A 14,226-nucleotide genomic window follows, 5' to 3' on the forward strand; every position below is an offset into this window, starting at 1 on the left:
GGGTAGGGGGCGTGCTCTTCTTCCTCGCGGATGACGGAGGGGTGGTGGGCCAGGAGCTGTGGAAGAGCGATGGCACGGAAGGGGGCACCGTGCTCGTCCGGGACGTCTGGCCCGGGCCCGTGCTCTCCGGCGCTTCGTTGCTCACGCGCGTGGGCAACCAGTTGTTCTTTGTCGCGGAGGAGGGGGTGACGGGCCGGGAGCTGTGGAGAAGCGATGGCACCCAGGCTGGCACCCGGCTCGTCGGCAATCTCGTCAAGAAGGGGGGCGTGAGTTCCGCTCCCCAGGGGCTGACCCCCACGGACGGGACGCTCTTCTTCCGCGCGGAGGACAGCGCGGGCTCGGAGTTGTGGAAGAGCGATGGCACGGAAGGGGGGACCGTGCGCGTGAAGGACCTCGCACCCGGTTTCCGCTCTTCCACACCCACGGACTTCCGGCGCGTGAACGGCACGCTCTACTTCACGGCCGAGGACGAGCTCGCGGGTCGGGAGCTCTGGAAGAGCGATGGCACGGAAGGGGGGACCGTGCGCGTGAAGGACATTTTTCCGGGACCCAGCACTTCCGGCATCACCTCCCTGGTCGACCTCGATGGAACGCTCTTCTTCGTCGCGTCAGAGAGCAGGGAGGGCCCGCAGATATGGAAGAGCGATGGCACCGAGGCCGGCACCGTGCGCGTCACGAATTTCGCCGGGCGCTCGGGCTCGACCTCGTACTCCTACACTCTCTTCGCCCTGGGGAAGACGCTCTTCTTCCAGTTCTATTACGACACGGCCCTCGGCTCGGAGTTGTGGAAGAGCGATGGCACCGAGGCTGGCACCGTGCTCGTCAAGGACATCCGGCCGGGGGGGTATCCCAACGAAAGCTCCCACCCCTCGTCCTTCACCGACCTGGGGGGGACGCTGTTCTTCGCCGCCACGGACACGCTCCATGGGCGGGAGCTGTGGAAGAGCGACGGCACGGCGGAGGGCACCGTGCTCGTGAAGGACCTGGTCCCGGGCACTGCTTCCTCCATGCCCGCTGAGTTCTTCGTGGTGGGGGACACCCTCTACTTCCAGGCCACGAGCCCCGCGACGGGGATGGAGCTGTGGAAGAGCGACGGCACGGCGGAGGGCACCATGCTCGTCAAGGACGTCTGGCCCGGCGTCAAGGACTCCAAGGCACGCCCGCTCGCGGGCATTGGGGGGAAGCTCTTCTTCTCCGCCGTGTCGAGTTCCACCAGCGGGCCGGAGGTCTGGGTGAGTGATGGCACCACGGAGGGGACCACGCGCCTCATGGGAGGGCTGCGTGACGCCACCCTCGAGCATTACGCGGTCTGGAACGGAGGCTTCGCCTTCATCGCGGCCACGACCGCGCAAGGCCCGTATCCTTCGCTCTTCTGGACGGATGGCACGCCGGGCAGCGTCAGACGCCTGCTGCAGTTGCCCCTGGGCTGGCCGTCCGTCTACCCGCGGAACCTGGCCGCCATGGGCGACACGCTGTTCCTCTCCGCGGATGACGACAAGGTGGGCCTGGAGCTGTGGAGCGTGTTGGCGGTGCCCGCGGACATCAAGCCTCCGGTCGTGACCTGCCCCGCCGCCATCACCGCGGAGGCAACAGCCATCTACGGGACCCGGGTGACGTTCGCCGCAACCGCGACGGACGATGTCAGCGCTTCGCCCGTGTTGGAGTACAGCCACATCAGCGGACAGTATTTTCCCCTGGGGACCACCCGCGTCACGGCCACCGCGAAGGATGAGGAGGGGAACAGCGCGTCCTGCTCCTTCGACGTCACGGTGCGCGACACCACGCCGCCTGAGATCTACTGCTCCAGCGATCAGACGCGGGTGGCTTCGAGCCCTGAAGGAAGCGTCGTCGTGTACCCGCCCATCATCGTGTGGGACGTGGGGTCGTCGACAACGACGACGTACACCCCCCCTTCCGGCTCCCTGCTCGGATTGGGAGTCACGCCTGTCACCATCAAGGCCGTGGACACCTCTGGAAACACGAGCACCTGCACCTTCAACGTGACGGTGCTGCCTCCGCCTCCACCGTCCATCACCTGCCCCCGCGCGCTGTCCGTCGAGGCCACGAGTGCCGAAGGGGCTGTCGTGAATTATGGGGCGGCCGTGGCCACGGGCATGGCGCCGGTGACGGTGAGCTACAGCCAGGTGTCGGGCACTCGCTTCGCCCTGGGGACTCACTCCGTCACGGCGACCGCGATGGACGGTCTGGGGCAGATGGCGGCGTGTTCCTTCTCCGTCCAGGTGCGCGACACCACCGCGCCTGCGCTCTCCTGCCCTCAGGACGTGGAGGTGGAGGCCACGAGCGCGCAGGGCGCCCTCGTCGCGTACCCACCCGCTTCCGCTTCTGATGCGGTTTCGTCTTCAACGGTGACTTACAGCACGCCTTCCGGAGCCACGTTCGGCCTGGGGCGCACCGCCGTCACCATCACGGCTCAGGATGTGGCCGGTAACACGAGCACCTGCACCTTCAACGTGACGGTGCTGCCTCCTCCTCCACCGTCCGTTACCTGCCCCCCCGCGCTGTTGGCTGAAGCCACGAGTGCCGAGGGGGCTGTCGTGAATTATGAGGCGGCCGTGGCTACGGGCCTGGCGCCGGTGACGGTGAGCTACAGCCAGGTGTCGGGCACGCGCTTCGCCCTGGGGACCCACTCCGTCACCGCGACGGCGGTGGACGGTCTGGGGCAGATGGCGGCGTGCTCCTTCGCTGTCCAGGTGCGCGACACCACCGCGCCTGCGCTCTCCTGTCCTCAAGACGTGGAGGCGGAGGCTACGAGCGCTCAGGGGGCCATCGTGAGCCATCCTCCTGCCATCGCCACGGACGTGGTCACCGCTTCGCCTTTGCTCCAATACAGCCCCTCGGGTGGGGCGCCTTTCGCGCTCGGCACGACTCCGGTGCTGGTCACCGCCACGGATGAGGCTGGCAACACCGAGTCGTGCAGCTTCAACGTCGTGGTGCGCGACACCACCGCGCCTGTGCTCTCCTGTCCTCAGGACGTGGAGGTGGAGGCCACGAGCGCGCAGGGCGCCCTCGTCGCGTACGCACCCGCTTCCGCTTCTGACGCGGTTTCGTCTTCAACGGTGACCTACAGCACGCCTTCCGGAGCCACGTTCGGCCTGGGGCGCACCGCCGTCACCGTCACGGCTCAGGATGTGGCCGGCAACACGAGCACCTGTACCTTCAACGTGACGGTGCTGCCTCCGCCTCCACCGTCCGTTACCTGCCCCCTCGCACTGTTTGCTGAAGCCACGAGCGCCGAGGGGGCTGTCGTGAATTATGGGGCGGCCGTGGCCTCGGGCCTGGCGCCGGTGACGGTGAGCTACAGCCAGGTGTCGGGCACCCGCTTCGCATTGGGGACCCACTCCGTCACCGCGACGGCGGTGGATGGTCTGGGGCAGATGGCGGCGTGCTCCTTCGCTGTCCAGGTGCGCGACACCACCGCGCCTGCGCTCTCCTGCCCTCAGGACGTGGAGGCGGAGGCCACGAGCGCGCAGGGCGCCCTCGTCGCGTACGCACCCGCTTCCGCTTCTGACGCGGTTTCGTCTTCAACGGTGACTTACAGCACTCCTTCCGGAGCCACGTTCGGCCTGGGGCGCACTGCCGTCACCGTCACGGCTCAGGATGTGGCCGGCAACACGAGCACCTGTACCTTCAACGTGACGGTGCTGCCTCCGCCTCCACCGTCCGTTACCTGCCCCCTCGCACTGTTTGCTGAAGCCACGAGCGCCGAGGGGGCTGTCGTGAATTATGAGGCGGCCGTGGCTACGGGCCTGGCGCCGGTGACGGTGAGCTACAGCCAGGTGTCGGGCACCCGCTTCGCATTGGGGACCCACTCCGTCACCGCGACGGCGGTGGATGGTCTGGGGCAGATGGCGGCGTGCTCCTTCGCTGTCCAGGTGCGCGACACCACCGCGCCTGCGCTCTCCTGCCCTCAGGACGTGGAGGCGGAGGCCACGAGCGCGCAGGGCGCCCTCGTCGCGTACGCACCCGCTTCCGCTTCTGACGCGGTTTCGTCTTCAACGGTGACTTACAGCACTCCTTCCGGAGCCACGTTCGGCCTGGGGCGCACTGCCATCACCATCACGGCTCAGGATGTGGCCGGTAACACGAGCACCTGCACCTTCAACGTGACGGTGCTGTCTCCTCCAGCCCCCATTCCAGATCCGGTGGAGGAGGAGCCACTCCCTCCAACTCCCGTGGGGCCGGCCCCGAGCGGTCAGGGTTGCGGCGCTGGCACGAACACCTCGTCAGGTCTGGGGTGGGGACTGGTGGTGCTGTTGTTTTGGAGTACGCACCGACGCGTCCGCCGGAGCCAGACGCCCCTTTCGTGACGAGCGATTCCCGCCCCCACGCAGCGCTTTACGCGTGTGTGGGGGCGGGCGACAGGCTCCTCCAGGGGCACTCGCTGCACCTCCAGCCGTAGGGCGCCATGGCGCCGCACGTAGAGGAGGCTGGGCAGCGCGCGCGGAATCGAGAACGAAAGGGAGGGGAACGGAACAGCCTCCTTCGACCCGGCGGTGCTCGACCGCCATGGCGACCTCGACTTCCCCCTGGTCATCCAGGCCGCCCGCGAGGGCCGGCCCCCTGGGGTTCACTGCGAATCATTGCCACTAGCAGGCTGTTGAGAAGCCCCTCCGAGGATCGACACCCCGCACCGTGACGTGGTGTCCTCCGCGCAGCAGAACCGGGACTGGCTGCAGGAGCACTACGTCGCCCGGAGATTCTTCCTGACGGTCATGAGCCAGGCGCAAAGCGCGGGGCTCACCAGCAATGAGCACTTCAGCGTGGATGGCAGCCTGATTGAAGCCTGGGCGTCCCTGAAGTCGTTCCGCCCGAAGGACGAGAAGCAGGAGCCGCCCGACGACAAGGGCAACCCGACGGTGAACGTTCATGGGCAGAAGCGCGGCAACACGACGCACGCCTCGACGACGGACCCGGAGGCGCGGCTCGCGCGCAAGGGCGACCTCACCTTGCTCAGACGACGGACACTCGGCGCCGCTCGGCCATCGACAGGCGAACGACGAGGCCCGCCGGCTACGCACTCAGCCAGCGGGCACGGAAGCGAATCGAAGAAGGCTGGGGCTGGATGAAGACGGTGGGTGGCTTTCGCAAGACGCGTTTCAAGGGCAGGGAGCGGACGGAGTTGGCGGCGTATCTGGTGGGCGCCGCGTACAACCTGGTGCGGATGGCGCGGCTGGCCGCCGCATAGGCGCTCTGCGACCGCCGCCTCCCCCCGAAGACAAGGTTGAGATTGAACGCAACGAGAAGCCCAGCCTCGTGCCAGCAAACGGGGCTTCTTCAACAGCCTGCTAGGGGGCAGGCCCGACCTCGCACCAGCTTCCCGCGGTGTGCCCCAGTGCTTCACGAGCCGGAAACCGTTGAGGCTCCGGCCCGCTGCTGCCGTTGCGTACGGCGGGCTACCCGCCCCGCCCCTCGAGCGCGAGCCCGCTGCTGTGCGCGGCGCTAAACGCGTGCGCGGGGTGGGCGACAGGCTCCTCGATGGGCGCGGGGGACATGAGGCCTGCACCCAGGAGCGCACCCTCGAGCGAGCCGTGCATCCGCTTTTCGAGCAGGTGCTTCGCGAGCGGCTCGAGCGCGGCCTCCAGATGGGGCGGCACCTTCACCAGGGCCAGGTGAGAGCTGCGCACGGCGAGGAACTCCGCCAGGTACTGGAGCGTCGCCACACCGGCGGCGTCCACGAGCGACACCCGCGACAGGTCGATGACCACGAGCTTCGCCCAGGGCGGGCCTTCGACGAGGTCGTAGAGCTTGAGGTGGTTGATGAACAGGATGGGGCCGTCCACGCGAGCGACCAGGAGGTCCAGCGCCTCGGGGGCGTTGAGCGCTTCCGGGGCTTGCATGTGCAGGCCTCGCTGCAGCTGCGACGCATCCGTCACCCGCTGCACCTCCAGCCGCAGGGCGCCGTGGCGCCGCACGTAGAGGAGGCTCGCCAGCGCGAGCCCGGCCCCGATACCGACAAACACGTTGAACATGGCGATACCCAGCGCGGTGACGAGCACCACTCCCAACGTCGACTTGGATTGATTCCACATGGCAACAAGGCCCTCCAGATTGAGCAGGCGCACCCCCACGACCAGCAGGATGGCGGTGAGTGCGGCAATGGGGATGCGCGCCACCAGCGGCGCGAGCAGCGCCATGGCCACGAAGAGCCACAGTGCATGCAGGACAGAAGCGGCGCGGGTGCGTGCACCCGCTTGAATGGAGGCGCTGGCGCGCACGATGGCGCCCATCACCGGGAAGCCGCCGAACACGCCGGCCGCGATGTTGGCCAGGCCCTGCGCGACCAGGTCCTGGTCCAAATCACTGTGGGTGGTCGCACCCGTGAGCGTATCGAGCGAGCTCGTCGCGAGCAGCGAGCCGAGCGACGCGAGCAGCGCGAGGCCGAAGGCCGCCGGCAGGAGGCTGGCGAAGTGCACGCCTTCGAAGGAGGGCAGCGTCGGCATGGGCAGCGAGCGCGGCAGGGCGCCCACCGCGTCGTAGCCCGCGCCGAGCGAGACCATGAGCACGGTGCCGACCGTCAGGCCCACGAGCACCGCGGGGATGCGCTTGTGCACCCGGGGCAGTCCCACCATGGCCAGCGCCGTGAGGGCTCCGGCGGCAACCCCGAGCCATCCAATGCGCTCGCCCCAGGTGCGCTCCAGCATGAGCGCCACGGCGTTCGTGTGCGTGTCCTCCACCGCGAACAGCCGCGGCAGTTGGGTGTTGAGCAGCAGGAGCCCGATACCCACCGTGAAGCCCATCACCACCGGCCGGGGGATGAGCCGCGCGAACCGCCCGGCGCGCACGAGCCCCAACGCCACCTGCATGGCGCCCGCGAGCACCGTGGCGATGGCGAGGCCCGCGGCGCCATGTGCCGCCACGATGCCCGCGGCCAGGGGCAGCAGCGCCGCCTCGGGGCCCGTGACCTGGTAGCGGCTGCCGCTGAGCAGCCCGCCCACGATGCCGGCCACCACGCCGGAGACGAGGCCCACGCTCGCGGGCAGCCCCGCGGCGGTCGCGAGCGCGACATTGAGAGGAAGTGCCACACAGGCCACGCTCAAGCCGGCGGCCGCGTCGGCTGGCAGGCTGCTGGGCTTCACCATCTCGCGCCAGCTGTGGATGAGCTCGCCCGCACGCCGGGTCGAGAAGGGTCGCTTGGAGAGAGCGGTCGTCGAACGCATGGACGAAGGCGTCTTTCAGATGCCGTGCCAGACGCCTTGTCAGAGGGGAGCGCGCCACCGCTGTCGGTCCATCCCAGCAGCCCCCCTGTCGGCTCGGACCAACACTGTTGGGACCGACAGACGGCCGGGCGAAGTGTGCGAAGTGACGGGCCGTGCGCGCGGACGCGCGTTAGATTGCGCGCCATGTTGGTGCTTCGACTGCGCGCTCGGCTCCTGTTGTCCTATGCGGTGGTGACCGCGCTGCTGGTGGCGGCGTTCTCCCAGATGGCCGTGGGCCTCATGCGCACCCACGAGGTGGTGGCGAGCGTGGGCCAGCAGGAGCTCGCCTCCTTCGAGCGCGAGCAGCGTGTGTACGTCGCGGCCTGGGCGCTCGAACTGGCGGTGCGGCGCGGAGTGGTGGCCTGCGAGCAGCACGACAGCAGCGCGCCCTCCGTGCACCGCGCTGTCGCCAGCGCACGCCAGGAGCTCCAGACCGCGCTCGGCGCCGGCGCGGCGCAGCTCGATGCGGGCATCCGCGCGAGCGCCCAGGACTATGTGCAGTACGCCCTGCAACTGGAGCAGGCCGGCACCTGTGAGTCGATGCTGTCGTTTCCGCTGCGGGAGCGGCGGCTGCAACTGGATGAGGTCCTCACCACGGTGTGGTCCGAGCGCACGCGGGACATGCGCCTGGCCATCCAGGCGAAGGAGGACCACGCGCGTGGCATCGGCTCGGCGGCGCTGCGCTCCGGCGGACTCTTCGGCCTCCTGGGCATCCTCGCCGCGGGAGTGCTCGCCTTCGCGCAGGCGCGCGCGGTGTCGAACTCGGTGGCGCTGCTCTCCACGCATGCGCGCCGCATCGGCCAGGGTGACTTCAGCCCGCTGCCCCCCTTGCGCGGGCCCGAGGAGCTGCGCGCGCTCTCGCTGGATCTGGACCGCATGCGTGGGCACCTGGCGGAGTTGGATCAGCTCAAGAGCGCGTTCGTGGCCTCGGTGTCCCACGACCTGCGCACGCCGCTGGCCCGGGTGCGCGAGGCCCTCTCGCTCCTGGGTGATGGCAGCACGGGCCCGCTGACACCGCAGCAGGCCCGCGTGGTGAAGCTCGCACAGGCAGCGTGCGAGCGTGAGATTCGCATGGTGACCTCCGTGTTGGATTTGTCACGCGTGCAGTCCGGCCAGCCGCTGCAGCGCAATGCCGGGGCCTCGGTGGACCAGATTGTCCGGAACGTCCTCCAGGACCTGGCCTTCGAAGCGGATGAGCGCAAGGTCCAGCTGGTGTACGACGCAGCCGCGAAGCCCGTGCGTGGGCCCATGGATGATCCTCTCGTCGAGCGCGCCCTGTCCAACCTGGTGAGCAACGCCATCGCTGTCTCCAGCGCGGGCAAGACGGTGCGCATCACGTGTGAGCTGGTGAGCCGCAAGCGCCCTGGCGCCGCCAGCGCAGTGCCCGCGGTCCAGCTGTCCGTCGCGGACCAGGGCCCAGGCGTGCCCGAGCACGCGCGCGAGTGGATCTTCCGGCCCTTCGCGAGCCTCGAGGTGGGCGGGCGCCGCAGTACGGGGCTGGGCCTTGCCATCGCGCGCGAGATGATTGTCGCGCACGGAGGGGAGCTGTCGCTCGCGGACACGCCCGGGCCTGGCGCCACCTTCACCTTCTGGATTCCCCTTGAAGACCCCGCATCCCCTGGAGTCCGCCTTGACGCCTGAGCCCACCGCCCAGCAGCCCCATGTGCTCCTGGTGGACGATGACCTCCAGCTCGCGGAGCTCATGTCCATGCGGATGACTTCACGCGGCTACCGCGTGACCGTGGAGGGCGAGGGAAAGAGCGCCTTGCGCAGGCTGTCGCAGGAGCGCGTGGACGCGATGGTGCTCGACCTGCGCCTGGAGGACATGGATGGCATGGACGTGCTCCGGGCCGCGCGGCAGCGTGCTCCCGAGCTGTCCGTCATCATGCTCACCGCGCACGGCTCCATCGAAACCGCGGTGCAGGCCATGCAGGAGGGGGCCTACGGCTTTCTCACCAAGCCGTTTCACGACCACGAGCTCATGCAGAAGCTCACGCACGCGCTCGAGCGCTCGCTGCTGCGCCAGGAGGTGGCCGAGCTGCGGCGGCGCATGGGGGAGGAGGGCGAGCCCCTGCTCCTGGGCATCAGCGAGGCCATTTCGCGCGTGCGCGAGGTGATTGCCCGCATTGCCCCCACCGACGCCACCGTCCTGCTCACCGGCGAGAGTGGCACCGGCAAGGAGCTGGCGGCGCGGATGCTCCACGTGCTCTCGCGCCGCAACACGGGGCGCTTCGTCGCCGTCAACTGCGGCGCCCTTCCGCCAGAGCTGCTGGAGAGCGAGCTGTTTGGACACGTGAAGGGCGCGTTCTCCGGGGCCGTACGCGAGCGCGAAGGCCTGTTTGGCGCGGCCAACGGCGGCACGCTGTTCCTGGATGAAATCGGTGAGGCGTCCCCGTCCGTGCAGGTGAAGCTCTTGCGCGTGCTGCAGGAGCAGCGGCTCACGCGCGTGGGCGCGGACGTGGAGGAGTCCGTGGACGTGCGGGTGGTCGCCGCCACCAACCGGGACCTCGCGGAGGAGGTGGCCGCGAAGCGCTTTCGTCAGGACCTCTACTTCCGGCTGCACGTGGTGCCCATCGAGCTGCCACCCCTGCGCGAGCGGCTCGAGGACATCCCCTTGCTCGCGCAGCTCTTCCTGGAGCGCACGGCGAACCGCTATGGCCTGCGCCCGCCGCGCCTGGCGCCCGCGACGGTGGAGCTCATGCAGCGCTACAACTGGCCGGGCAACGTCCGGGAGCTCATCCACGAGATGGAGGCCGCGGTGCTCCTGGCCGGCGCGGACGAGCTTCAACCGCGACATGTGCCGCGCCTGGGGCAGGCGCTGGAGCGGCCCCCGGCCGAGAGCGCGCAGCTGCCAGGCGTTCCAGGCGGGGCCGCAGACCTGCCCTCGCTGCGCGAAGCCCGCGATGCCTTCGAGCGCGCCTACCTCGCGGAGGCCATGCGCCGCTGCAGCGGCAGTGTCAGCGCCGCGGCCCGAATGGCCGGGCGCAACCGGAGTGACTTCTACGACCTGCTCAAGCGGCACGGACTGTCCGCCGCTGACTTCAAGGGAGCAGACTAGGGCGGGCCCCTGCTGGGAGCGCGGGCGTCCAGGACCACCTGCCCGTCCTTCATCACGAACCGGACCTGCCGCAGCGCCCGGAGGTCCTTCAGCGGATCCCCCTCCACCGCGAGCAGGTCCGCGAGCTTGTTCGGCCCAAGCGAGCCAAGCTGATCCTGCATGCGCAGCAGCTCCGCGGCGTTCACGGTCGCGGCACGCAGGATGTCCACGGGTTTGAGGCCCGCCTCGGCATACGAGATGAACACCCTCACGCTGGCCTCGCCGCGCGTCAGCCCTGGCATCACCAGGTACATGTCCGAGCCGGCGGCGATCCGGACCCCCGCGGCCACCGCACGGCGGAGGCGTTCCTGGGCCCTGGCCACGGCCTTCTTGCAGCGCTCCTTCACCTGACGCTTGCGCTCCGCGTTGCCAGTCTGGGCATCGAAGGCGTCACACATGTCCATCGGGCCATCCGTCGGGACCAGGAAGATGCGATTGCGGACCATGGGCGCCAGCACGTCATCCGGGAGCGAGTACCCATGCTCGATGGAGTCGACGCCCGCCTGGACCGCGATGCGGATGCTCTCGTCGGTGGTGGTGTGCGTCGCCACCGGCCTCTTCTTGCGGTGGGCCTCCTCGACGATGACCTTCAGCTCCTCCAAGGAGAGGAGGTTGTGCCCGTTGTCGACGATGACCTTGATGCAGTCCGCGCCGTCCATGAGGGCCTGCCGCACGGCGCGCCGGGCCTCCTCCGCACCGGAGATGGTGACGTACTCCTGCTCGATGAGGGACTGCGCCGGAGGTTGGAGCGTGGGGAACTGCCCGCCCTGGGGCGCGAGCGCGCGAGTGCAGGCGGAGATGCGCGGGCCCTGCACCCAGCCCCGCTGGATGGCGTTGCGCAGCGCCACGTCGCCGTTGACCCCCGAGTTGCCCACGTCGCGCACCGTGGTGACACCCGCCTCGAGCAGCTCGCGGCCCTGCTTCGCGCCCAGGAGCGCGCGCTCGGCGGTGCTGCTCTGGGCGACGGGGATGAGGAGGCTGTCGCCTCCGTTCTCCGGGTCGATGTCCAGCAGCAGGTGCGAGTGCGCGTCGATCAACCCGGGCAACAGGGTGACGTCGCCCAGGTCGATGACCCGTGTTCCCGAGGGGATGGAGAGGCCGGTGCCCACGGCCTGGATGCGCGAGCCTTCGATGAGCACGACCGCATCCGGAAGGATGCGCTCACTCTTCCCGTCGAAGAGCCGGGCGGCGCGGAGGGCGGTGCGCGTGGGGGAGGGCGTCTGGCCCCAGGACGGCAGGGAAACGCAGCACAGGAGGAGCGCGCCAACGACAGTCGTCAACAGGCGTCGGGAACGGGAGGACAAGGCGTGGCTCCTGGGTGCGCTGACGTATGCCTGTGACGATAGGCGCACATTGCGCTGGTGTCGGCATTGCAAATCCGGGGAAATGCAGGCGAGCCTTACGCAGTTCCCGGGAGAAACCATGGGCAAGATAAAGACGACCTCCTCCATCAAGCAGGCCAGGCAGTCGGTGCAGCACAATCCGATTGCCTCCAAGGCCCAGGTGCAGGCGCAGGCGAAGGCCAAGCCGAAGAAGGAGCCGGCCCTCAAGCCGCCCCCGGAGCACAAGGTCTTCACGGACGGCTTTGGCGGCGCGGTGTACGGCTCCAAGAACCCGGCCAAGACGCTGAAGCTGGACGACGGCAAGGCCCTGACGAACGAGCACCAGCGGCTGGCGGGCATCGAGGCGAATGCGCGCACCGAGGGGGTGAAGGGGAGGACGGCGGGCGGCGCGGGCCTGAGCAAGAACACCAACTTCTTCGCCACGTCCTTCGGCGCGGTCCACACGCAGGGGGCCTACACGAAGTCGGCGGGCTCCAACGTGCCGCCGCCGGATGCGATGAAGCGCATGTACCACCCCAACGTGCACGACCTGACCAATGACGGCAAGCGCGTGTCCGTCAGCGGGATGAAGGATTCGACGACGAAGACGCCCGGCTACGAGTTCAGCGGCTCCAAGGTCGCGGGCTCGGACGACTTCGGCCGCACCCCCCAGCGCAACGCGCTGCAGGCCGGAGCGCCCGCGGAGGCCCGGTATTCGAAGCCCACTCCGCCCAGCGCGGACTTCAATACGACCTTCGCGCACAGCGAGCAGTCCGACGCGGCGAGGCTGATGGCGCCGGGCGCGGCGAAGGACATCGCCGCGTCCTTCAAGGGCACGCTGCCGCCGGGCTCGAAGATCCACGCGGTGACGTACAGCGGCCACACCACGCGCTACACCTGCGCCAACTGCGAGTACACGACGAGCCACCTGGCGAAGAACCCGAACCTGTTCCGCAAGGACCTGAGCGCGGAGTTGCAGGCGCAGGGCTTCCAGGTGCCCAAGGACGGCGTGCGCCTGCTGCCCATCATCTCCGCCCACGAGAAGACGAACGGCGTGCGGCAGAATCCCCAGACCCCGCGCCGTCCGCTGGAGTCGGGGGATGTCGACCTCAAGGACCTCGCCGGCAAGGGCAAGTTCATCGAGACGCCGCTCGCCAACGTGAAGTGAGCCGCACGCTCCCTCCTTCCAGGACTCCCTTTCGATGATGACCTCTTCCGGAAATGAATCGCTCCGCCACCTCGCGGACTGCCAGACGCCGGAGTTCGGCGCGGTGTCCGTGCATGGCGCCACCTGCACCGACGACGGCTGCCTCTGCGACACCGTGAACCTGAAGGTGACCGCGGGCGGCGAGCAGAAGGCCCTGACCCTCACCGCTGACGGCACCTTGTTGGATGACGAGCTGCGCCCCGCCGAGGACCGCTGGGGCGGCGTCGTGCGCGCGGCGTCGCAGGCGCCCGGCTTCCAGGAGGGCTTCGACACGCTGGTGACCCAGCGCCGCGCGCAGGTGCTCGAAGCGATGGGCCGGCTGGAGGGCGCCTTCGAGGTGCAGCTGCCGGAGTCGCTCCTGGGCGAGGGCGCGGACCTGGAGCGCGACATCCTGGGCCGCGTGGAACTGGACGGGCAGCGCTACGCCTGGCGGATCGAGCTGTGCGCGGACCCCGGGTGTGAGTGCGAGAACCTCTTCCTGGTGGTGTGGCTGCCCGGAGAGCCCAAGCGCGCCGTGTTCGCCATCACCGCGGACGGCCGCTGGATGGTGGAGCAGGCGGGAAACCCGGCCCTGACCATGGACGCGGTGGAAGGAGCGCTGGTGGCCACGGAGGGGTTCCAGGCGCTGCTCGGCCAGATGCGCGTGGAGCGCATCCTCCAGAAGTACCACCGGTCCTTGCGAGGGCCCTCGGCCGTCTGACGCGGGTCCTTGCCCGCGGTGAGGATCTTCGAACACGAGAAGCTCCCCGTGCAGGGGAGCTGAAAAAGCGAAAGGCCCGGAACCTTTCGGTTCCGGGCCTCTCTAGTGGCGAGGAGTACGGGACTTGAACCCGTGGCCTCCGGCGTGACAGGCCGGCGTTCTAACCAACTGAACTAACTCCCCACAAAAATCTATATGGGCGGAACAGGGATTGAACCTGTGACCATCGCCTTGTAAGGGCGCCGCTCTACCGCTGAGCTATCCGCCCTGGGCGGCCCCGCCGTGATTCAGTGAGGCGGCTTGTACCGTCCTCATCCGCCCCCGTCAAGCATCTGTTTTCGAGCCCCCGTCAGCACGCTCCGCTCCCTCGGAAGGGAGCGGATCCGACGGGCGCGGATCCGCCTGCTACCCGGCCCGCACCTTCCACCGCCGCACGCGACGGCGGGAGCGGGGAATCATCACCACGGCGCCCACCAGCAGGGCCACCGGCACGAACACCAACATCGTCTGCATCATCGCCTCCATGCCCGACACCATACGGACGACGTCTGACATCCTGACGGGGAGTTCGTGACTTTCAGGAAACGACACTCCAAGCCGCCGGGTTTCCGGCCGTCCTGGCAGGCAGGGGGCCGGACTGGCGGTGAGGGGCTATTCGCCTTGGGGAGGACCGCCCCGGCCGC

General features: G+C 69.1%; 8 protein-coding genes, 2 tRNA genes and 1 pseudogene. 6 read left to right on the forward strand and 5 right to left on the reverse strand.

The window, feature by feature from the left end:
* Nucleotides 1-11 precede the first annotated feature (11 nt).
* Both D7Y21_RS11590 and D7Y21_RS11595 read left to right on the forward strand, forming a co-directional pair.
* Nucleotides 12-4,328 (forward strand): ELWxxDGT repeat protein, encoded by a 4,317-nt coding sequence (locus D7Y21_RS11590; protein ID WP_121713175.1) that lies wholly within the window; start codon nucleotides 12-14, stop codon nucleotides 4,326-4,328.
* Nucleotides 4,329-4,664: 336 nt separating this feature from the next.
* Nucleotides 4,665-5,206: pseudogene (locus D7Y21_RS11595) on the forward strand (transposase); the annotation flags it as partial.
* A gap of 208 nt (nucleotides 5,207-5,414) precedes the next feature.
* Here D7Y21_RS11595 and D7Y21_RS11600 read toward each other — a convergent pair.
* Complete coding sequence (locus D7Y21_RS11600; protein ID WP_120564797.1) at nucleotides 5,415-7,178, reverse strand: SulP family inorganic anion transporter; 1,764 nt, start codon at nucleotides 7,176-7,178, stop codon at nucleotides 5,415-5,417.
* A gap of 183 nt (nucleotides 7,179-7,361) precedes the next feature.
* Between D7Y21_RS11600 and D7Y21_RS11605 the strand changes: the two genes are divergently transcribed.
* The gene (locus D7Y21_RS11605) at nucleotides 7,362-8,858 is read left to right on the forward strand and encodes a HAMP domain-containing sensor histidine kinase (protein ID WP_120564796.1); all 1,497 of its coding nucleotides are present in this window, start codon (nucleotides 7,362-7,364) and stop codon (nucleotides 8,856-8,858) included.
* Entirely contained in the window at nucleotides 8,848-10,275 is a 1,428-nt protein-coding gene (locus D7Y21_RS11610; RefSeq protein WP_121713210.1) for a sigma-54 dependent transcriptional regulator, read from the forward strand. The genes D7Y21_RS11605 and D7Y21_RS11610 overlap by 11 nt, the downstream gene beginning before the upstream one ends.
* On the opposite strand, the gene D7Y21_RS11615 is transcribed toward D7Y21_RS11610, so the two are convergent.
* Complete coding sequence (locus D7Y21_RS11615) at nucleotides 10,272-11,618, reverse strand: amidohydrolase family protein (RefSeq protein ID WP_121713176.1); 1,347 nt, start codon at nucleotides 11,616-11,618, stop codon at nucleotides 10,272-10,274. The two genes, D7Y21_RS11610 and D7Y21_RS11615, sit on opposite strands and share 4 nt — an antisense overlap.
* A gap of 118 nt (nucleotides 11,619-11,736) precedes the next feature.
* On the opposite strand from D7Y21_RS11615, the gene D7Y21_RS11620 reads away from it, so the two are divergent.
* Together D7Y21_RS11620 and D7Y21_RS11625 are read left to right on the forward strand one after the other, a co-directional pair.
* Nucleotides 11,737-12,804: a hypothetical protein gene (locus D7Y21_RS11620; protein ID WP_121713177.1), complete on the forward strand. Its 1,068-nt coding sequence runs from the start codon at nucleotides 11,737-11,739 to the stop codon at nucleotides 12,802-12,804.
* A gap of 34 nt (nucleotides 12,805-12,838) precedes the next feature.
* Complete coding sequence (locus D7Y21_RS11625) at nucleotides 12,839-13,543, forward strand: hypothetical protein (protein ID WP_121713178.1); 705 nt, start codon at nucleotides 12,839-12,841, stop codon at nucleotides 13,541-13,543.
* Between the two features lie 106 nt (nucleotides 13,544-13,649).
* Here the strand turns inward: D7Y21_RS11625 and D7Y21_RS11630 are convergent.
* From D7Y21_RS11630 to D7Y21_RS41755, 3 genes are all read right to left on the reverse strand, one after another.
* A tRNA-Asp gene (locus tag D7Y21_RS11630) sits at nucleotides 13,650-13,726 on the reverse strand.
* 13 nt (nucleotides 13,727-13,739) lie between these two features.
* Nucleotides 13,740-13,811, reverse strand: a tRNA-Val gene (locus D7Y21_RS11635).
* Nucleotides 13,812-13,948: 137 nt separating this feature from the next.
* On the reverse strand, nucleotides 13,949-14,098 hold the full coding sequence (locus D7Y21_RS41755) for a hypothetical protein (protein WP_158619277.1): 150 nt from the start codon (nucleotides 14,096-14,098) through the stop codon (nucleotides 13,949-13,951).
* Nucleotides 14,099-14,226: the final 128 nt, after the last annotated feature.

This window comes from Corallococcus sp. AB045, assembly GCF_003668895.1.
GTDB classification, from domain to species: domain Bacteria; phylum Myxococcota; class Myxococcia; order Myxococcales; family Myxococcaceae; genus Corallococcus; species Corallococcus coralloides.

Bases quoted from the DNA above. Each gene is read 5' to 3' on its own strand.
- D7Y21_RS11620 (WP_121713177.1), top strand. From the start codon at position 11,737: ATGGGCAAGATAAAGACGACCTCCTCCATCAAGCAGGCCAGGCAGTCG.
- D7Y21_RS41755 (WP_158619277.1), bottom strand. From the start codon at position 14,098: ATGTCAGACGTCGTCCGTATGGTGTCGGGCATGGAGGCGATGATGCAG.
- D7Y21_RS11605 (WP_120564796.1), top strand. From the start codon at position 7,362: ATGTTGGTGCTTCGACTGCGCGCTCGGCTCCTGTTGTCCTATGCGGTG.
- D7Y21_RS11625 (WP_121713178.1), top strand. From the start codon at position 12,839: ATGATGACCTCTTCCGGAAATGAATCGCTCCGCCACCTCGCGGACTGC.
- D7Y21_RS11600 (WP_120564797.1), bottom strand. From the start codon at position 7,178: ATGCGTTCGACGACCGCTCTCTCCAAGCGACCCTTCTCGACCCGGCGT.